This window comes from Pseudomonas sp. St386 (assembly GCF_018325865.1).
Lineage (GTDB): Bacteria > Pseudomonadota > Gammaproteobacteria > Pseudomonadales > Pseudomonadaceae > Aquipseudomonas > Aquipseudomonas brassicacearum.
The window spans coordinates 2,886,732-2,906,616 of record NZ_AP021900.1 but is presented as its reverse complement, the minus strand read 5'-3'; the positions used below and the strand labels follow the sequence as shown (position 1 = coordinate 2,906,616).

The 19,885-nt window shown below is 62.5% G+C and carries 16 protein-coding genes; 3 read left to right on the top strand and 13 right to left on the bottom strand.

The window, feature by feature from the left end; genetic code table 11:
- Positions 1-39 precede the first annotated feature (39 nt).
- The 9 genes from KI235_RS12840 to KI235_RS12800 are packed head-to-tail and all read right to left on the bottom strand — an operon-like array spanning position 40 to position 9,294.
- Positions 40-804, bottom strand: a complete 765-nt coding sequence (locus KI235_RS12840) for a 2-keto-4-pentenoate hydratase (protein WP_013693047.1) — start codon at positions 802-804, stop codon at positions 40-42.
- Complete coding sequence (locus tag KI235_RS12835; protein ID WP_028236535.1) at positions 801-2,408, bottom strand: bifunctional 3-(3-hydroxy-phenyl)propionate/3-hydroxycinnamic acid hydroxylase; 1,608 nt, start codon at positions 2,406-2,408, stop codon at positions 801-803. Before KI235_RS12835 ends, KI235_RS12840 begins: the two co-directional genes overlap by 4 nt.
- Before the next feature lie 2 nt (positions 2,409-2,410).
- Positions 2,411-3,274 (bottom strand): alpha/beta hydrolase, encoded by an 864-nt coding sequence (locus KI235_RS12830; RefSeq protein WP_039011653.1) that lies wholly within the window; start codon positions 3,272-3,274, stop codon positions 2,411-2,413.
- Positions 3,275-3,299: 25 nt separating this feature from the next.
- Positions 3,300-3,902 (bottom strand): amino acid synthesis family protein, encoded by a 603-nt coding sequence (locus tag KI235_RS12825; RefSeq protein WP_013693046.1) that lies wholly within the window; start codon positions 3,900-3,902, stop codon positions 3,300-3,302.
- Positions 3,903-3,916: 14 nt separating this feature from the next.
- Positions 3,917-4,366: a VOC family protein gene (locus KI235_RS12820; protein WP_003200799.1), complete on the bottom strand. Its 450-nt coding sequence runs from the start codon at positions 4,364-4,366 to the stop codon at positions 3,917-3,919.
- An 11-nt stretch (positions 4,367-4,377) separates the two neighbouring features.
- Complete coding sequence (locus KI235_RS12815; protein ID WP_003200797.1) at positions 4,378-5,418, bottom strand: YCF48-related protein; 1,041 nt, start codon at positions 5,416-5,418, stop codon at positions 4,378-4,380.
- Positions 5,419-5,430: 12 nt separating this feature from the next.
- On the bottom strand, positions 5,431-6,225 hold the full coding sequence (locus KI235_RS12810) for an SDR family oxidoreductase (RefSeq protein WP_003200796.1): 795 nt from the start codon (positions 6,223-6,225) through the stop codon (positions 5,431-5,433).
- A gap of 26 nt (positions 6,226-6,251) precedes the next feature.
- Complete coding sequence (locus tag KI235_RS12805; protein WP_003200795.1) at positions 6,252-7,742, bottom strand: aldehyde dehydrogenase family protein; 1,491 nt, start codon at positions 7,740-7,742, stop codon at positions 6,252-6,254.
- A 10-nt stretch (positions 7,743-7,752) separates the two neighbouring features.
- Positions 7,753-9,294 (bottom strand): acetolactate synthase large subunit, encoded by a 1,542-nt coding sequence (locus KI235_RS12800; protein WP_028236537.1) that lies wholly within the window; start codon positions 9,292-9,294, stop codon positions 7,753-7,755.
- Between the two features lie 273 nt (positions 9,295-9,567).
- Here KI235_RS12800 and KI235_RS12795 point away from each other — a divergent pair, with 273 nt between their 5' ends.
- A complete protein-coding gene (locus tag KI235_RS12795; RefSeq protein WP_003200792.1) occupies positions 9,568-10,320 on the top strand; it encodes an IclR family transcriptional regulator in 753 nt (250 codons plus the stop codon).
- Between the two features lie 188 nt (positions 10,321-10,508).
- On the opposite strand, the gene KI235_RS12790 is transcribed toward KI235_RS12795, so the two are convergent.
- From KI235_RS12790 to KI235_RS12775, 4 genes are all read right to left on the bottom strand, one after another.
- Positions 10,509-11,834: a hypothetical protein gene (locus tag KI235_RS12790; RefSeq protein WP_212795772.1), complete on the bottom strand. Its 1,326-nt coding sequence runs from the start codon at positions 11,832-11,834 to the stop codon at positions 10,509-10,511.
- 82 nt (positions 11,835-11,916) lie between these two features.
- Positions 11,917-13,266 carry an aminotransferase class III-fold pyridoxal phosphate-dependent enzyme gene (locus tag KI235_RS12785; RefSeq protein ID WP_003200789.1) on the bottom strand — a complete coding sequence of 450 codons (1,350 nt, stop codon included), beginning with the start codon at positions 13,264-13,266 and terminating at the stop codon, positions 11,917-11,919.
- 11 nt (positions 13,267-13,277) lie between these two features.
- Positions 13,278-14,699, bottom strand: coding sequence for an aldehyde dehydrogenase family protein (locus KI235_RS12780; protein WP_212795771.1), 1,422 nt, complete (start codon positions 14,697-14,699; stop codon positions 13,278-13,280).
- Positions 14,700-14,783: 84 nt separating this feature from the next.
- Entirely contained in the window at positions 14,784-16,232 is a 1,449-nt protein-coding gene (locus tag KI235_RS12775; RefSeq protein ID WP_003200784.1) for an APC family permease, read from the bottom strand.
- Positions 16,233-16,543: 311 nt separating this feature from the next.
- Here KI235_RS12775 and KI235_RS12770 point away from each other — a divergent pair, with 311 nt between their 5' ends.
- Together KI235_RS12770 and KI235_RS12765 are read left to right on the top strand one after the other, a co-directional pair.
- Positions 16,544-18,595: a methyl-accepting chemotaxis protein gene (locus tag KI235_RS12770; protein ID WP_003200782.1), complete on the top strand. Its 2,052-nt coding sequence runs from the start codon at positions 16,544-16,546 to the stop codon at positions 18,593-18,595.
- A gap of 117 nt (positions 18,596-18,712) precedes the next feature.
- Positions 18,713-19,882 (top strand): efflux RND transporter periplasmic adaptor subunit, encoded by a 1,170-nt coding sequence (locus tag KI235_RS12765; RefSeq protein WP_003200780.1) that lies wholly within the window; start codon positions 18,713-18,715, stop codon positions 19,880-19,882.
- Positions 19,883-19,885: the final 3 nt, after the last annotated feature.

Here is a 19,885-nt window from a genome sequence, read left to right as displayed (position 1 = left end):
CGGGAGCAAGCTCCCTCGCCACGGACTCGTGAACCGTTCTTATTGTCGGAAAACCAAAGCCAGTTCCGTGCCAAGCATGTGCAAACGATATTCGCCTGCCCTGACGTCCATCGGCGCCAACAACGCCCCGGACAGCACCACCTGCCCCGCTTCAACGCGCTGCCCGTCGGCCAGCAACCGCCGGACCAGCCAACACAGATTCGCCAGAGGTGTGTCCTCGCGCGCCAGGACGTTACCTTCACCGCAGGACCCGCCGTCATGCACCAGGCGATAGTTCACTTCGGGCAGTCGATCCGGATCGAACCCCACCCTGGCCCCGAGGCAATACAGCCCCGCGGCGGCATTGTCGGCAAGAAACGCTCCGACACCGAAACGCCAGCCCTGCCAGCGACAATCGGCAATTTCGAATGCCGGCGCGACCTCGGAAATGGCGGCGAGGATGTCCTCGTCACTGTAGAAATCTGGCACCAGCGTGCGCCCCAGGACAAACGCCAGCTCGATCTCCAGCTTGGGCTGGATCAGCCGTGCCAGGGGCACCGTGCTGCCGGGTTCCACAGCCATGGCATCGGTCAGCGCGCCCAATACCGGTTCATCAATACCGAAACGGTCCTGGGCGGCGCGGCCGGCGAAGGCCACTTTCCACCCGGTCAACCGCTCACCAGCGGCCTGGCGCCGGCGCAGCGCCTCGCGTTGCAAGGTATAGCCCGCCGACAGGTCGAGGGCCTGAGGTTCCAACGAAGGCAAGGCGTGTACGACCTGCGCAGCATCGTGGAGCCGGATCAGGAAATCATCCTCACGCTTCATGAGAGTTGCTCCGCCAGTTTGCGCAAAACGCCTTCGAGCCGCTCGGGTGTGGTGATCGCGGCAACGAACCGATCTGGCCGCACCACCACAACGCAGTCACGCACCTTGGCAAACCATTCGCCCAAGCGATTATCGATGTCCTCGACGCAAATGGCGCCGCTGGCGGACAAGGGTTGATTACGCCCCACGCCACTGCGCGAGCGATTGATCTGGATGAAGCGCGTCTCCCAGCGCGCCCACCAGGCGGCGGTTTGCTCGCTGAGCTGTTCGCTCGGATTGACCCGATACCCCAGCACCGCATAGGAATGCCCCAGTACATCGTCCAGGCGCCGGCGCTGACCCTGGGCGTCCTCGACAGACGGCTGGATGAACAACTGCCCGACCAGATCATCCTCATGCAGCTCGGCACGCTCGTGATGCACCAGGCCTTTGGTGATGGTCGCCTTGGGTTTGAACTTGAATTCCAGCAAGTGCGAGCGAAGGTTGTCGACGCTGTTGACGGCCTGGAACAACCAGTCCCGCACACCGGCCATCAACGGGTTGGTCAGCCCCAGCACCGCGCCCATGTTGTCGGCCAACGCGATGAGATCGGTCGCGTGCCCACGGCGCTCCTGGTCGTAACTGGCAAGAATCGTCGGCGACGCTCGCCCTTGAAGGATCGCGGCGAGTTTCCAGGTGACGTTGGCGACATCACGCAGGCCCGAATTGAGCCCCTGCCCGGCCCAGGGCGGGGAAATATGCGCCGCATCCCCCACCAAGGCCACACGGCCCTGGACAAAGCGCGCCGCGACCCGAGAGTTATGGGTGTAGGCGCGGATCCGGATGATTTCCAGTTGATCGACCGCATCGCCGATATGCCCACGGATCAAGTCCCGGATCGTCGTCTCTTCGCACATCCGGGTCTCGTCTTCGCCCTCCAGGAGCATGAACTCCCAGCGCCGCTGCTGATACGGCAAGTAGATGCAGACGAAAGGTCGCTGAGGGTCGGCATGCAGGGCGGTATACGGTGCATCCAGGGTATCGTTGGCCGTGTCGATCACCACCCATTTGCGCGGATGGGTCAGCCCCAGCAGCTCGATGCCGAGTTTCTTGCGCACGCTGGAACGTCCACCATCGGCGCCGATCACGTACTGCGCCTGCAATTGATAGAGCTCGCCCTGGGCATCGCGCACCTGCAAGGTCACGCCCTCGGCATCCTGCTCCAGATCGAGCATTTCATGGCCCTGGCGCAACTCGACACTGGCGTGCTTGCCCAACTGCTCGCGCAACGTCGTTTCCAGCAACTGTTGCATGAAGATGTTGCGCATCGGCCAGCCATAGTTTGCCGTGCTCGGCTTGACCTCGGCAAAACACACGCCTCGCGCATTGTAGTAACGCAAGGGCACGTTGCAGATCATGTCGCGCGCGGCCAGTTCGGCGATGCCGATGCCCTGCAACACACGCAGGGCCTCGTCATCCATGCCCACCGCACGCGGATACGGCAGGACGCCGTCAGCCAACTCAAGGACGATGCAGTCGATGCCGTACAGCCCCATGTAATGAGCGGCCGTGATCCCGTTGGGGCCGCCGCCCACGATGACAACCTGGGTTTTCTCCTGCTTCATCGCTATTCACCGCTTTGTTGTTGTGGTTGTAGGCACTGGTCATACAAATAGTCCATGACGACAAGGTTGAACATTTCGCTCTGGTCATCATGCACATAATGGCTGGCGTCGGCGATTTCCTCTGTGCGCACCCACTTACCGGCCTGCTTGATCGACTCAAGGGTCGCCAAGGGCAGGAAATCGGAACGGGCGCCACGAATGAACAGCGTCGGGCAATCCAGCGCCCGTACCGCCGGCCACAGGTCGGTCGGGGTAATACTCAGGCGCGCCTGGGCAATACCTTGCTGGTCGTGACGCCATTCGATTCCAGCCAGGGTTTCCTTCATGGAATACATCAACCTGGAAGCCAGCCCCTCCTGAGAGAGGCCAGGTCGCGCTTGCAGCCAGAACTGGGCGGCACTCTCCCAGTCAGGAAACAACAGCGGTGTCTGGCTCATCTCGCGCCGAATGCGCTCGGCGCCGTCACCGCTGACCGAAGAACCAGGGCCGATGTCCTCGATCACCAACGCTTGCAGTCGTCCCGGATTGAGCCGCGCATACTCCAGTGCATTGGTGCCGCCAAGGGAATGCCCCACCAGGACGAAACGCTGCAGTTCCAGATGCGCCACCAGATCTTCAAGATCGTTGACATAGGCCTCGGTCCGGTAACTGGAGGCATCCGCCCAGTCACTGTGGCCACGACCACGCTGGTCAAGGGCATAGCAGCAGTACCGCTCGCCCAACGCATTGACCAGGCCATCCCAGGTCTGGGCATAGGAGCGCAGCCCGTGGAGCAGTACCACCGCAATGCCCGACGGATTGCCCCAGGACAGATAATGCAGGCGCAGCCCCGATCGATTGGTGAAGAACTGGCTGTTTGCAGACATTCGTTTGCTTCCCACGATCCGTACCTCAATACAGGCCGTCATTGCCCTTGACGTCGGCAGCCTCAAGGCCACCCAGGCGCGCATGCAAGCGCCCACGCGTGGCGAAGGCCCAGATGATGATCAATTCGTCGGCCGCCGGACCATCACCGAACGACAACGAAATGCTGTCGTAGTGCGAACGGACATACAGCGCATCCTTGTGAGCCAGCGGCACATCGATGGTCACGCCAGGCCCGCCACGCTTGCCCGTGGAAGGCACCCAGGATTTGCCGCCGCCCAATGCGACGCGGATCGGATCCGCCGCCGGATTGGTCAACAATGCATTGCCATGCTCGTACTCGCCCTGGCTGCCCACCAGGCACGCCTTGCCATAGCTGACGATCTTGTGCTGGCCGGCCAGTACCCGGATGCGCCGACCAAACTCCTGACCCAGCAAGGGTGATGGCTCAATCAACTCGGCCAGGCTTTCACTGAAACGGCCGGCATAAGGGTTGGCGATCACCGCGCCAATGGCGTACTTGAACAGCGGCTCGCCATCGGCCAACTGGCCCGTTTCGTTGGCCAGGGTTTCCTCGACGAAGGTGTACCATTTGCGGATGTGGTAACTGGCGAAATTTGCGGTTTTCATAAGAGAAGTCTCTTTCAAAGTGGGTCGAGATCGAAATGCCGGCTGGGGGCTCCAGCGGCCTTGAAGCGGGCCTTGCCGCGTGCATCGTCGTGTTCGGACTCGAGGAAGAATTCCAGGCGATTGCCATCGGGGTCGTTGAAATACACGCCGTTACCGATCTCGTGGTCAGTGATCTTCACCACCTCGACGCCCTTCTTCAGCAACATGCCGTAGAGCTTGCGCAGGGTGGTCATGTCGCCCGCGATCTCCAGCCCGTAGTGCTGCAGCCCCAGGCCGCCCTGGTGGGCCCCGGGTGCTGCACGGAGCAACGCGATATCGTGGTGCTTGGCACCGAAGGCCATCATGATCCAGCTTTCACCCCGGGCGCTTTCATGCATGCCCAGCACGTCGGCGTACCAACGCGCCGACACTTCAGGGTCGCTCACGGACAGCGACAGGTGAGTACGAACGACTTCGACTTTCATCGCGCGATACCTCAGTTCTTCTTGATGATGGATTGATGCCCGGACTTGATTTGCGCCACCGCGGGCGTCCAGAGCACATCAGCGATTTCACTGAATTCACGCCACTGCTTCTGCCAGCCGTCACCGCCGTTCTCGGAGGTGAACAGATGCCCGTACTTGGTGCCGGCGACAATCTGGCGAGGGTCGGCAGGGTTCAAGGCAATCGCCCAGACACAGGAGTTGGGCTGTTGCGGCAGTGGCAGCACTTCCCAGCTGAGGGCGGCATCCCGGGAGACCAGCACCTTGCTGGTCGTGCCAGGGGTGCCGTCGGAAATGCTCAGGTAGAGCGTATCCTCGCTGCCCAGCGCTGCATTCATGGCGCGCACGTAGTACAGGCCGAAGGTTTCCCGGGCGACGATGCCGGTCCAGGTCTGCCCCTCGTCGAGGCTGCGGTAAACGGCGTTGACGCACACCACCACGATGACCTTTTGCCCGTGGTTGGGCAGGACCACGATGTTGTGCACGTCCGAGTTGAAGTCCCACAGCAGGCGGTCATCGACACGGGTCCAGCTATCGCCACCGTCACGGCTGTGGAACAACCCGCCCTCTTCCAGGCCGAACCACAACTGGTTGCGATCGGTCGGGTCGTAGGCGAAAGCCAGCAAGCGTGGACGGCTGACCCCTTCGCAAAACTCCGGGATCTCCACCGGGGCACGTTCCCAGGTCTGGCCACCATCGAGGGTGCGCCACAGCACCGCGCGCGACGGCGCACCGGTGCCGACGAAAATCCGCTGTGCGTCCTGAGGATCCACGGCCACCTTCCAGACGGTCTGGCCGTTGAATGGCGAATCCACCCGCTGCCAATGGCCTCCGGTATCACGGCTGATGCACAGGCCGACATCGGTGCCGGCATAGATCACCTCAGGCGTCCCTGGATGCAAGCTCAGGGAGCGGGTGATCGCGTCGAATTCCAGGTCTTGGCCCAGGCCCAGGCGATGCCAGGTACGGCCATCGTCGGCGCTGCGGATGACCGCCTGCCCTACGGTGGCGACCAAAAGGGTTCCGTTACTCATCACTGCTGCTCCTCAAATGAAGATGCCGCGGGTCAAGCCGCCGTCGATACCAATGGATTCCCCGGTCACCGCACCGGCCTTGGGGGATGCGAGGAAACCGATCAGCCAGCCCATTTCGATGGGTGCCAGGGTGCGTCGGATCGGCGTTGCGTCGATGTAGCCCTGCTCCACCTGCTCGGGCGTCTTGCCCTGCTTGATCCCTTCGCGCTCGTAAAGCTCCTGGATGTGCGGGGTGTCCACGACGCCGGGGTGGATCAGATTGACCGTGATGCCGGCTGGGCCCAGTTGGTCGGAAAGCGTCTTGGTCATGTGGGCGATGGCCAGGTTGCGCATGCCCGAGAGGACCTTGCTGCCACGCCCGGTCAGGCCACCGATATTGATGATGCGACCGAAGCCACCGGCCTTCATGTGCGGGGTCACGGCCTTGGCGCAACGGAAATAGCCGATCACCTTGGTGTTGAGGTCCGAGAGCAGTTCGTCGTCGCCGGCGTGCTCGATGTCGTTGCGCACCACACCGGACGGGGCCGCGGCGCCGTTGACCAGGATGTCGATGCGGCCAAAGTGCTTGTGGGCAGCCTCGACCATGTCGGACACCGCCGACATCTGGTTGGTGTCACAGAACAGCGGCAGCACCTCGTTGCCGGTCTCTGCGGTGATTTCCTCGGCGGCTTGCTGGAGGTATTCCATGCGCCGCGCGCAGATCACCACCTTGCAACCTTCCTGGGACAGAAAGCGCGCGACTTCCTTGCCGATGCCCATGCCACCGCCAGTGACGATCGCCACGCGGCCTTGTAATTCCAGATCCATAGCAGTTCCTCTTGTGATTGTTCGGCTCAGGCGAGATCGACGAAGACACTTTTGGTTTCGGTGTAGGCATCGATCACGTTCTTACCCATTTCCCGGCCCCAGCCGGATTGCTTGTAGCCACCAAATGGCGAGGCTGGGTCGACGACGTTCCAGCAGTTGATCCACACCGAGCCGGCCTTCAACTGGGCGGCCACGCGATGGGCGGAACGCAAGTCACGGGTCCAGAGCCCGGCGGCCAGGCCATAGGGCGAGTCGTTGGCGCGCAGCACCAGTTCATCGATCTCGGTCCAGCTCATGACGGTCAGCACCGGCCCGAAGATTTCCTCCCGGGCGACACAGGCGCGTTCGGCGCGATCGAGAAACACGCTGGGCCGGATGAAGTGGCCGCGCTCCAAGTGGGCCGGCCGATCACCGCCGCAGATCAGCTCGGCGCCTTCTTCCTGGCCGCGTTGCAGGTAGCCATGCACCGTGCCCAATTGCCGGGCCGAGACCAGAGGACCCATGCTGCTGGCCGGATCCAGGCCTGGCCCCAACACATGGGCGGCCGCATGGCGCTGGAGTTCCTCAAGCACCTGATCGAGGACGCTGGCGTGCACGTAGAGACGCGACCCGGCGGTGCAGACCTGCCCCTGGTTGTAGAAAATGCCGTCGGCAGCGCCCTTGGCGGCACGGACGATATCGGCGTCCGGCAGGATGATGTTGGGGGACTTGCCACCCAGCTCCAGGGAGACCTTCTTCATGTTGCCCGTGGCCGCCTGGGCGATCAGTCGTCCCACTTGGGTCGAACCGGTGAAGGCGATCTTGTCCACGTCCGGGTGCTGGGCCAGCGGTGCGCCGGTATGCACGCCGAGGCCGGTGAGCAGGTTGACCACCCCGGCCGGGAAACCGGCGGCCTCGATCAACTGCACCAGGCGAATCGCAACCAGAGGCGTCTGTTCGGCGGGCTTGAGCACCGCGACGCAACCGGTCGCCAGCGCCGGGCCAAGCTTCCACACACACATGGTCAGCGGGAAGTTCCACGGCACGATCAAGGCACAGACGCCCACCGGCTCGCGCAAGGTGTAGTTGAGCATCGGCGCGCCGCTGGACGGCGATACCGGCAGCGTGCTGCCTTCGATCTTGGTCGGCCAGCCAGCGAAATAACGAATGATATTGGCCGCACTGGCCGCTTCCCCCCGGGCCGCGGCGATTGGCTTGCCGTTTTCCAGGGTGATCAGTTGCGCCAGCTCTTCGCGATGCTGGTCGAGCAGTTCCGCCAGGCGAAACAGCAACAACCCGCGCTGGGCCGGTGAGTGCTGCGCCCAGGGCCCGGTGAAGGCCGCGCGGGCGGCAGCGACGGCGGCATCCACGTCGCGTTCGCCGCCTTCGGCGACTTCCGCCAGGATGTGCTCAGTGGCCGGGTTTTCCACGGAAAACCGGCGGCCGTTGGCGGCGTCCTGCCAGGTCCCGCCGATAAACAGGCGCCCGGGCTGCGACAGGAACTTCTCGACGGCAGGTAACAATTGAATCGGGTTCATATCCGCTCCTTCACAGGGCCATTTCAATCAGGCAAGGACCGCCATCGGCCTTGGCGTTGGCCAGGGCGCGCTGCAATTCACCATTGGTGTGCACGGTGCTGGCCGGCAAGCCGTAGCCCTTGGCCAAAGCCTTCCAATCGATGCGTGGACGGTCCAGCACCGTCAGGCTCAGGGCCTCGGGGCCCAGCTCGGTCATGCCGAAGCGGCGCAGTTCGTTCTGCAAAATGGCGTAGCGATGGTTGGCCGCGATCAGGATCACCACGGGCAGTTGCTCGCGGGCGATGCTCCACAAGGTCTGGATGGTGTACTGGGCACTGCCGTCCGATTGCAGGCAGAACACGCGGTTGCCGCGCTCGGCCATGGCGGCGCCAAAACCCACCGGGATGCCCTGGCCGATGGCGCCACCGGTGTTGGTCAAGACCCGATGCCGTGCGGCATGGGCCGAGGCGGTGAAGAACGGATAGCCGCACGTCCCGCCTTCCACCGAAACGATGCAGTCGTCGGGCAGCGACGCAGCCAGCACCTGACCCACGGACTGCGGTGTCAACGTAGCTTCGCTTGGCGGCAGCTCGATACCGGTTGGCGTTGGCACATAAGCCGGCGCTTCAAGCGCATCGGCAAGCGCAGTGAGCGCGCCGGCAACATCGTCCCCTACTTCCGCCAGGCAGAGCAGGCGTTCACGTTCGGCCAGGCGAGAAGCGATGCCTTCGTAGCCGAAATAACTGATCGGGTCCGGCACGCCGGCGCACACCACCGCGTCGTACTGGTCAAGAATCTCAATGGCCACTTCGGGGAAGTAAGGCAGGCGATCCAGGTCAGGCAAACCACCACCGCGATAGCTCAGGCGCGGAAAGGTTTCGGCGAACAGGCGCACGCCTGGCAGTTGTGCCAGGCGCCCCGCCGCTTCGAGTCCGGCGACGGACAAGCCTTGGTCGCCAACGATAAACACCAGGCGCTGGCCATCGCGAAGGGCCTGGGCGACCGCCTCGATCCGGTCACCAGCAAAACGGCGAACCGGGGCCTGCAATGTCGTGAAGGCTTTCTCGTGCTGCACCGTGTTGGCTTGCAGGTCCATCGGCAGAATCAGGCTGGCGATCTGCCCGTTGGCTTGCCAGGCGGCACGCACTGCCTCTTGGAAATCTTCGCCGACACCCGATGCGGTGCGCGATGTGCGCACCCATCCGGAAACACTCCCGGCCAGCGCCTGGATATCACTGGCCAGCGGCGGATCGTAATTGACGTGCCATGACGCGTGATCGCCGATGACGTTGACGATCGGGGTGTTGGCGCGACGCGCGTTGTGCAGGTTGGCAATGCCATTGGCAAAGCCTGGCCCCAGGTGAGTCAGGGTCATCGCCGGCTTGCCGGCAATCCGGCCATAGCCGTCCGCAGCACCGGTGCACACCCCTTCGAACAAGGACAACACCGGCTTGAGGGCTGGCGCACTGGCCATGGCTGCCACCAGGGGAATTTCAGTCGTTCCGGGATTGGCGAAGCAGTATTCGATACCACTCGCCACCGCCGCTTTCACTATCAGTTGCGCACCATTCATTTCCAGCCCTCTTGATCGAGCGTTTGCAGTGGCTGAGATTTATCACACAGAAAAACCCTGCACTCAAGCATTTTTATACACAAAAACTCTTATTTTGAGATTTATGCAAAAATATTACGTAAATACTACCTTCAATATGTATGTTTTTCTCAAGCACTGACGTATCGTGGCAACGCCCTGTTCGCCGAGCGAGCGGGCTTTTCATCATCGGCGCACCTACCTATAGTGCTCACCCAACGACCACCTACGCGCCATCCCCCCTTTAGGAGCGAAATGAGCAGTCTGAGCAAAATGCTGAGTGTGCTGGACCTGTTCGACCCGGCAACGCTGAAGATCGACCCCGACACCATCGCCGAGCGCATGGGCCTGTCACGGGCGACCGTGTACCGCTACGTCAAGGATTTGTGTGATGCGGGCCTGCTGGTCAGGGTGGATGCCGGTAGCTACGGCCTGGGGCCACGGATCATCGAGCTCGACTGGATGATGCGCCAGTACGACCCGATCCTCGTGGCGGGCCGCGAGTTGATGCACCAGCTGTCCGAAGCCACGGGCCTGGCGGTGTTCGCCAGCGTTTTCTATGACGGCCACATCATCAACACCTACATCGCCGAACCCAACGACACCTACCAGTTCGCATTCGGTCGCGGCCAGCCGCTGCCGTTTTTTCGCGGTGCGCAATCCAAGGTGCTGATCGCCTTCCAAAAGGGACGGCGCCTGCAACGCCTGTTCGAAGAACACATGGCCAACGACCCCGACAACGGCTATGACTGGGCAAGCTTCTCCAAAGTGGCGAAAAAGATCCGCAAGGACGGCTATTGCATGACCCACGACGAACTCAACCTGGGACTCACCGGTATCGCGGCACCGATCATCAACCCTGGGCTCGACGAGGTGGTGGGCAGCCTTTCAGCCGTCGGCAGCACCGACAGCTTCAAACTGCTGCGCCAGGAAACCGTGATTGAAATGGTGATGGACACCACCCGGCGGATTGCCGAGAGAATGCAGAATCCGCCTGCCATCGGCTAGAAACCGGAGGTGCGGCCATACCGCTGCCCTGTAGGAGCTGTCGAGCGAAGCGAGGCTGCGATCTTTTCGCTCCCCCATTGAGTCCCAAGCGAAAGATCAAGATCAAAAGATCGCAGCCTTCGGCAGCTCCTACATGTCCCGGCGGGAGCAAGCTCCCTCGCCACAGGTTTTATCGAACACCCCCTACTTCAGAACGGAACGGCCACCGTCACCTGGCTGTACACGTTGGTGCCATTGCCCGCCACTTGATTGCCCCCGGTCGTTGCATCCCGATCCGGCTTGTAGAGCCCTATCAGCGGAGTGATGATCACATGCTCGTTGACCGCCCACTCGGCATACAGATCCAGCTCACGGGCATCCAGGTTCAGGGCGTTATTTTTGCGTACCGTGTTGAAATCGAAATACAACACGCCGAGGGTCAGGTTTTCCAGTGGCGTGGCCTTCAGGCCGACATGGTGGATAGCCGTATTGCTGTTGAAGGGCCCTGCGTAGTTACCCGCGACTTCGCCCTGGAACCAGGTGCCATAGCCGGTGCTCTGCCCGGTGAACAGCGAGTCCCACTTCTGGGAATAACGACTGTAGCGGTACGTCAGCTTCGGGGCCCAGGCCAGATCGGCAAAGGTGTAGCCGGCCTCGGCGTACCAGGCGTTCTGCGGGCCGGCGTCCTTGTCCTGCCAGGCGTATTCGAATGCCAGGCTGGCGTTCTCGATGCCCGCGTCACCTTCACCACGAATGCTGTAGACGTCCATGCCCTTGCGTTGCTTCTGGAAATCGCTGGCCCACTGCTCGTTCACGTCGAGGCCATGTATCCAGGTCAGCCCCAACGTGCCCGCCTTGGCGGTGTAATCGAGCGTACCGGCGGCCAGTTCGGTTTCGGCCTGGGCGCGGTTATCGGACTTGAGCCACACCACACTGCCATGCAGCCCATCCTGCCCGCCCAGACGTAATACGGCGGTTTGATCGAACGCGTGCCGGGCAGCCAGGTAATAGGCTCCACCGCGATTCAAGCGACCATCGGCAGGCCCCTTGCCCAGGTTCGGCCCGTCATCGTTGATCAGGAACCCCCTGCCCAGCTTGACCACCTGGCGGCCGCCGGAGATATCGACACCGTCCTGTCCCAATACGGGGAACAGATCGGCGGAACGCCAACCCAGGTAAGCGTCTTCAATCTTCGTCGTGCGCTCGCTGCCCAGTGTATTGCCGGCCGCGTCGCCATCGCCCCAGGTGGCGGAACTGACCAGGCTGAACGCCCCGTAGGCGGTGCCATGGCCGGCCAGGCCCTGGTCGCCGCTGACGCCATACTTGATGAAGCCTTCGCGCCAGGTTGAACCACCTGGCCTGCCGTCGTAATTCTTGCGACTGTTGAAAAGACCGAACACGGCCAGCATGTCGGCGTTGAGGTGAGTGTCGTCATCGGCATACAACTCATAGGCCTGGACCTGACTCGCAGCGCAGAGCGCCAGCGTACAGGCAAGGCCACTGCCGAAAAATCCCATACGCAATAGATTTCGCATGGCTGGAGCTCCTTGTGGTGCGCCCTTGTAGGCTGTTTTTATATGCAGGAGCCGGCACCGCAAGCGGCACCGGCTGGCCGGGCTAACGGCAGTCAGCGAGTGCGCTGTCCAACGCGCCGACCATCATGGCGGCCTCGTCGGACGTGAGAGTCAGCGGCGGCGACATCACGATTTTGTTGCCTATCGGGCGCATCAATACGCCGGCCAGGCGCGCCTGCTCGGCGATGCGCGAGGCCAGGCCCGTTGCAGGGTCAAGCGGCTCGCGCGTGGCCTTGTCCGCCACCAGGTCCACGGCGATCATCAAGCCTTTGCCACGCACTTCGCCCACCACTGCATAACGTTCGGTCAGCGGTTGCAGTTGCTCCAGCAACTGGGCACCGACTTTCCCGGCGTTGCCCGGCAAATCCTCGGCCTCGACGATGTCCAGCACTGCCAGGGCCGCCGCACAGGCAGTCGGGTGCCCGCTGTAGGTGTAGCCGTGCATGATTACGTTGCTGAAACCCGGGCCGTTCTCGATGGCATCGACCATGCGCTGGTTGAAGACCGTGGCGCCCATGGGGATGTAACCGGCGGTGATGCCCTTGGCCAGGCACAGTACGTCGGGAGCGACGCCCCAGCCACGACTGCCGAGCATGCAGCCGGTGCGGCCGAAACCCGTCACCACTTCATCGGCGATCAACAGGATGCCGTGGCGGTCGCAGACTTCGCGCAGCCTCTTCCAGTAGTACGCCGGCGGCACGATCACACCGCCGGCACCTTGCACCGGTTCGGCGATCAGCGCGGCAATGGTCTGCGGGCCGAGCAGTGCGATCTGGTCTTCCAACTGACGAATGCAGTGAGCGGTCAGTTCTTCCGGATCGCGGCAGTCCCAGGGGTTGCGGTACAGCCACGGCGTGTCGAGCAGATGACAGCCAGCCAGCAGCGGCCCGTGGTTGTAGTGATACACGCCGTTGCCGCCCACCGAGGTGCCGCCCACGTGCACGCCATGGTAACCATTGCGCAATGACAGAAAGCGCGTGCGCCCTGGCTCGCCGCTGGCGATCCAGTATTGGCGGGCCATTTTCAGGGCCGTCTCGACCGCATCGGAACCGCCGGAGCTGAACAACACCCGGGTCATGTTTTCCTGGGCGAACATCGACGTCAGCCGCTCGGCCAAGTCGAACACCCGCGGATGGGCGATGCCGTCGAAGGTCTGGTAATAAGCCAGTTCGTCCAGCTGCGCGGCAATGGCCGCCTTCACTGAAGCCCGGTTATGGCCCACGTTCACGTTCCACAAACCGCCGACCCCATCGAGCATGCGATGGCCTTCGATATCGGTGATGTAGTTACCGTCGCCACGGGCGATGATCAACGTCTTGGACCGGTTCGCCGGCGCCGAAGAACTCATCGGGTGCCAGAATTTTTTTGGTGCTGTCTTGTATTGCTCGTACATGGTTGCATTCCTCACTCTGTTTCACGCTTGCGTACGTACAGCAGTTGCTGGCCGGTGAACTCCAACAACCCTTCAAGGCCGAACTCGACGCCGAACCCGGACATCTTGCTGCCGCCAAACGGCGTATTCGGCTGGATCTGCGCATGGCAGTTGACCCAGGCCATGCCACATTCCAGGCGACTGGCCAGGGCCTGTGCCTGCTCGCTGTCGCGTCCCCAGACCGATCCACCCAGGCCCATGTCGCCAGCATTGGCGCGACGCAGGACATCCTCGACATCCTGGTAGGCAATCAGCGGCAACACCGGCCCGAACTGCTCCTCATTCACCAGGCGCTGCCCATCGGTCACATCGGCGACCAGCGTCGGCGGATAGAAGAAGCCGGGGCGGTCCAGACGAGCACCGCCACACAACACACGCGCGCCCTGGGCACGGGCATCCGCCACCAGTTCCTCCACCAGCGCCAGCTGTTCGAGGTTCTGCACCGGGCCAAACGTGACCCCGGGCGCCAGGCCGTCACCCACTACCTGACGCTTGGCGATCAGGGTCAGGGCCTCGGCAAAGGCCTCGTACTGGGATTGGTGGATGTATAACCGCTTGAGAGCGGCGCAGGTCTGCCCCATGTTCAGGAATGCGGCCTGGAAAATATCTTCGGCGACCGCCGCGACCGAGGTGCCTGGCAGCACGATGGCGGCATCGTTGCCGCCCAGCTCCAGGGTCAGACGCTTGAGGTTGCCGGCGGCGCCGCGCATCACGCTCTGGCCGGTGGCGGTGGAGCCGGTGAAGACAATCTTCTGGATACCGGCGTGGGAGGTGATCGCACTGCCGAACCCTTGTTCACCGGTCACGCTATTGATCACGCCCCGAGGCACGTGGCGAGCGATGACTTCCACCAGGCGCAGGGTGCTCAAGGGGGTCAGGCTCGATGGTTTGCTGATCACGCAGTTACCGGCCCGCAATGCCGGCATGATGTGCCAGACAGCGATCATGAACGGCCAATTCCAAGGCGTGATCGACGCGACCACGCCCAACGGCTTGCGGTGCAGTTCAATACGCTGGGTCGGGGTTTCTTCCACCAACTCCACGGGAATCTGCTGCTCGGCGGCATAGCGCGTCCAGGCCACCGCACCCATCACTTCGGAGAACGCCAATTCCAGTGGCTTGCCCTGTTCCAGGACAATGAGCCGGGCCAACGCCTCGGCTTCCTGTTCGAGATCGGTAGCGATGCTCAGCAGGCGCTGGCGGCGATCTTCATGGGTGCTGTGTCGCCACTCGACAAAGGCCGACTGCGCCGCTTCGACGGCAAGGTCCAGCTGGGCCAGGGAACCGGCTGGGCATCGAGCGAACACCGTACCGGTCGCCGGATTGAGCACATCAAAGTGCCCGTTTTCACCGTCGACCCGAGCCCCATTGATGAGCATTTGATAATCGTGCATAGAACCTTCCTTTCACGCGCTGACGAACCGTCCCGAACGACAGCGGACTTGTTTTCTGGGTGGATTGACGTTGTGCCTGACGCCTTAGAGCTTGTGGCTTCCCAGCGCCATGAACCGCTCGGGCGATACCTTGCGCAATCGAGCGGCGAGGAACACGCCGACGATCAGCGCGGCGGGAATCACAGCGCATAGGCCATAGGACAGAAGCTGGCTGGCGCCGGTCAGCACGTCGAAATGAATCACCGCAAGGGCCAGGACCGCCAGCAATGCCAGGCACGAAAAGACCGGAAGAATCCGACCGCGCCAGAGCCCCAGCTTCAGCTCCGGGTGAGCGCGAAAATAGACAAACACCGCCGCTGAGGTCAGCGCCATGAGCAGGATCACGCACAGCGTGGCCAGGTTGGAAAACCAGGCGAACAGCTGAAGGATCGGATCGGCGTCCAGCGCGGCGAAGATCAGCACCACCACCGCCGCGATCAGGCTTTGCAGGACCGAGCCCATGTGCGGACTCTGGTGCACGCGATGGGTGGTGCCCAACCGGCTGTGCAGCAAACCGTCACGACCGATGGCATAGAAATAACGCGCCGCGGCATTGTGGAACGCCAGCAGCCCGGCGTAGATGCTGACCATGAACAGCACGCGGATGATCTGGGTCAGGTGCGGGCCGACAAAGTGATCGGACATGCCGTAGATGAACGTGGTGGGATCCTGGAGCGCTTGCAGGGTCGGCACGATCTTGTCGGCCCCGACGCCAATCACCATCGCCCAGACCGACAAGGCATAGAAACCACCGATCAACAGCACCGAGCTGTAGGTGGCAATGGGAATCGTGCGGTGCGGATTTCTCGCCTCCTCGCCGTAGATGGTGGTGGCCTCGAAGCCGATGAACGCCGCGAAGCAGAACAGCAAGCCGATGGACGGCGTGCCGCTGAACACATGACTGCGATCGAACGAATCGAGATTGATGCCACTGTCGCCACCGGTTTTGAGAATGGCGAAATCCAGCGTCAGGATCGCCAGGTACTCGGCAATGACCACCACCGACAGCACCCGGGCCGACAGGTCAATCTTGCGATAGCCAAGAATCGCGATGCTCGCCATCGCCAGCAACGAATAGGTCCACCAAGGCAAGTCCAGGCCAAAGACGCTGGCCATCGTGCCACTGACCACGCCGCCGAACATGCCGTAGAGGCCAACCTGCAGAATGTTGTAGGCAAACATCGCCAGCACGCCCGCCGCGCCGCCGGCCAGGCCACCCAAGCCGCGGGAGGTGAAGGCATAGAACCCACCGGCGTTGGTCATGTGGCGGGACATGGCGGTGTAGCCCGCCGAGAACGCCAGTAACACCAGCAAGGCCAGGAGCAGCAATGCCGGCGTGCCAGCGCCGTTGCCCAGCATGATGCCAATGGGGAAACCGCCGGCGATGACGCTCAAGGGACTCGCCGCCGAAATCACAAAGAAGATGATGAAACCGACACCCAAGGCGCCGCGCTTCAACTCCGTCGAGCTGCTGATCGGGAAAGATACACTCATTGTTCTTGACCTTATTGTATGAGGCAGTGTTGCTGGATCGGAGGCGGCCAGCTTCGCCGGCTTCCAAAAGCTTATTGTTTTGCTTGCACGCTGGATTCGATCCTAGGCCCTTGCCAAAACCCTTCGCTATCCCAAAACGGCAGCATCCAAAGCCGCGCCCCAAAACAGGTCAACACTCCTGCATGCAGCGTGCAGCGGCTGCCGATTCGGGATAACCGGCAGGCGTTTCCTCCCGCAAGATAGCCTTGCCCGTCCTTCAAACAGTGCTGGGCACAGAACAATAAAAATCCCTAAGCGCAGGAAACCTCAGCATGTTCTTCGCTCGTCTCTCTATCCAATGGCGGATCACGCTCTTGAGTGGCCTGTGCTTGCTCGCCGTCGTCGGGGCATTGACCGGCGCTTCCTTGTATCAGAACCAGCAAGGCGCAACGCTGCTCAAGCAGCAAAGCAGTCAACTGCTGGGGCGCTCGGCCCTGGAAGGCCTGCAGGCACAGGCCATGGCCCATGGTCAGCGGGTGGAACGCTTTTTCAGCGAAACGGCGATCTATGGGGAAGGTTTTGCCCAGCAGGTCCTGCAACTGCGCACCCAAGCGTGGAACGGGCGACTGACGCCAGGGCAACTGCGCCGGGACCTGATCGCCGCGACCCGCCAAGCCCTTCAAAACCGCGAAAAAGTCCTCGGTTTCTACGTGGTACTGCTTCCCGACGCGCTGGTCGGTGAAGATGTCGGTTTCACTGGCCAACGCGATCTGGCCGGCAATGAAAAAGGTCGCTTTGCCCTGTACTGGTCGCAAAGCCAACCCGGCAATTTGGTGCAAGAGGTGCTCAGCGAAGCCCAGATCAGCGCCAACACCGCACCACCGGGCAGCGAGCCGGCCAACGCCTGGTACGTCTGCCCGCAGACCCAGGGGCGCACCTGCGTGACAGAGCCCTACGCGATCGAGGTCGAAGGCCAGAAGACGTTGATGAGCAGCATCTCCATACCGTTGCTGGACCAGGGCAAAGTCATCGGCGTGGTGGGCATGGACATCAGCCTCGATACCCTTCAGCAACTCGCCGCCAGCCTTGCCAACGACCTGTACCCCGGCCACAGCGAGATCAACATTCTTTCCCCGTCAGGGCAAGTTGCCGGCCATAGCGGCACGGTTGATGGCATCTCCATCGACGTTCAGCAAGCCGTGCAAACCGCTCCCGCCAATACGCCCTGGCAATTGCAGATACGCGTGCCTGAGTCGCTTGTGCAAGCGCCAGCCCTGCAAATGCAGACCCAGTTGGACGACAAGCGTCGCCAGTCCAACTGGTTCAACCTCAGCCTGGGCTTGCTCGCCAGTTGTCTGGGATTATTGCTTATCTGGCTGACGGCCTACGGCGTCACACGGCCCTTGCTCAGGGTGGCGCACATGCTCGACGCCATTGTCGAGGGCGACGGCGATCTCACCCAGCGCCTGCCCAACGACCGCCACGATGAATTGGGCCAACTGGCGAAGGGCTTCAACCGCTTTCTCGACAAATTGCAGCCCATCATCCGCGATATCCAGCAAGCGTCCCTGGACACCCGCGACACCGCCGATACCTCGGCGCAGGTGGCCCGGGAAGTCAGCGCAGGCATGCACACGCAGTACCGGGAGGTCGAGCTGGCCGCGACCGCCCTGCATGAAATGAGCACCAATGCCCAGGAAGTGGCCCGCCACTCCCACCAGGCGGCCGATGCCGCCACCGTTGCCGAAAACGCCAGCCGATCGGGGCGTGAATTGTTCGCCAACGCGGTCACCAGCATCGACAGCCTGGACCGGCGCCTGGAGACCACGCTTGAGCAAGTGCAGGCGCTGGCCGGCAACAGTCAACACATCGGCCAGGTGCTGGACGTGATCTGCGCCATTGCCCAGCAAACCAACCTGCTGGCCTTGAATGCCGCCATCGAAGCCGCCAGGGCGGGTGAACAGGGGCGCGGCTTCGCGGTGGTGGCTGACGAAGTCCGCCATTTGGCCAGCAACACCCAGAACTCGGTCGAGCAGATACGCACGGTGATCGAAGCGTTACAACAGTTGAGCCAGGAGGTCGTGCACAGCACCCAATTGAGCCGCGAGCAGGCCAGGGACAGCGTCGTTCAAGTCGAAAAGACCCAGGCGGCACTGCAACACATCAGCGACGCCGTGGAAGTGATCGAGCACATGAACCAGCAGATCGCCAGCGCTGCCCTGGAGCAAAGCGCTGTGGTCGAGGACATCAGCCATCGCGTCAGTGACATTCGAGGGATCAGCGAGACCTTGACCGGCCAGATGGAACAAGCATCGCAGGCCAGCCACTCGCTGCATGCCATGGCCAACCGTCAACAGCAGTTGGTGGGACATTTTCGGATCTAGTGGCCCCTGAAACAGACCACTAGGGTGCTTACACAATTTCACAGAGCGCCTACAAAGCTTCACCCCTGCCATTGACCTCGCCCCCTACCATGGGCGGCTCAATATTGGGGAAGCACCATGTCCAAGATTCCTTTCGTCACACTGGGCCTGTTGGTCGGGGCACTGCTGCTCAGTGGCTGTGATAGCGCCTCGACCCCGGAGGCATCCGCTCCGCTGCCAAGCGTGCGCGTTGAAACCGTCCAGGCCCGGCCACTGTCGATCAGCAACGAGCTGAGTGGCCGGATCGCCGCGCCGCGGGTCGCCGAAGTCCGGGCGCGGGTGGCCGGCGTGGTCTTGCAGCAGGTGTTTCGTGAAGGCCGCGACGTCAAACAGGGCGAGGTGCTGTTTCGCATCGATCCGGCACCATTCAAGGCCGACCTGGACAGTGCCGAGGCGGCGTTGCGCAAGGCCGAGGCGAATGCGTTCCAGGCCCGCTTGCAGGCACAACGTTACGCCCAGTTGATCGATGACAAGGCGATCAGTGGCCAGGATTACGACAACGCCCGGGCCAGCGTGCGCCAGACCGCCGCTGACGTCGCTGCCAGCAAGGCCGCGGTGGAACGGGCAAAACTGAACCTGGGGTACGCCACGGTGACCGCGCCGATTTCCGGACGGATCGGTCGCGCCCTGGTGACGGAAGGCGCCCTGGTCGGGCAGAACGAAAGCACGCCGTTGGCGTTGATCCAGCAACTGGACCCGATCCACGCCGACCTCACGCAGTCGACCCGCGAACTCAACGACCTGCGCCGCGCCTTTCGTTCAGGGCTTTTGCAAGCGGTCGGCCAGGGCCAGGCCAAGGCCACGTTGATTCAGGACGATGGCAGCCCCTATCCGCTGCCCGGCAAATTGCTGTTCACCGACCTCAGCGTCGACCCGAGCACCGGCCAGATCACCCTGCGCAGCGAATTTCCCAACCCCGACCTGGACTTGCTGCCTGGCAGTTTCATTCGCGTGCGCCTGGAACAGGCGGTCAATAGCCAGGGCATCACCGTGCCTCAACGGGCGATCCTGCGAGACAGCGCCGGAGTCGCCCAGGTGTTGCTGCTGGACGCCGAGCAGAAGGTCAGCCAGCAACCGGTGCAACTGGGCGTCGCGCAAAACGATCGCTGGGTCGTCACGCAAGGTTTGAAGCCCGGCGACCGCATCGTCATCGAAGGCCTGCAACACGCCCGTCCCGGCGAGCACGTCCAGGTCGATGACACCCCACTTCCCCTCGCCCAGGTTCCCGGGCCACAGGCAGGACACTAAGCC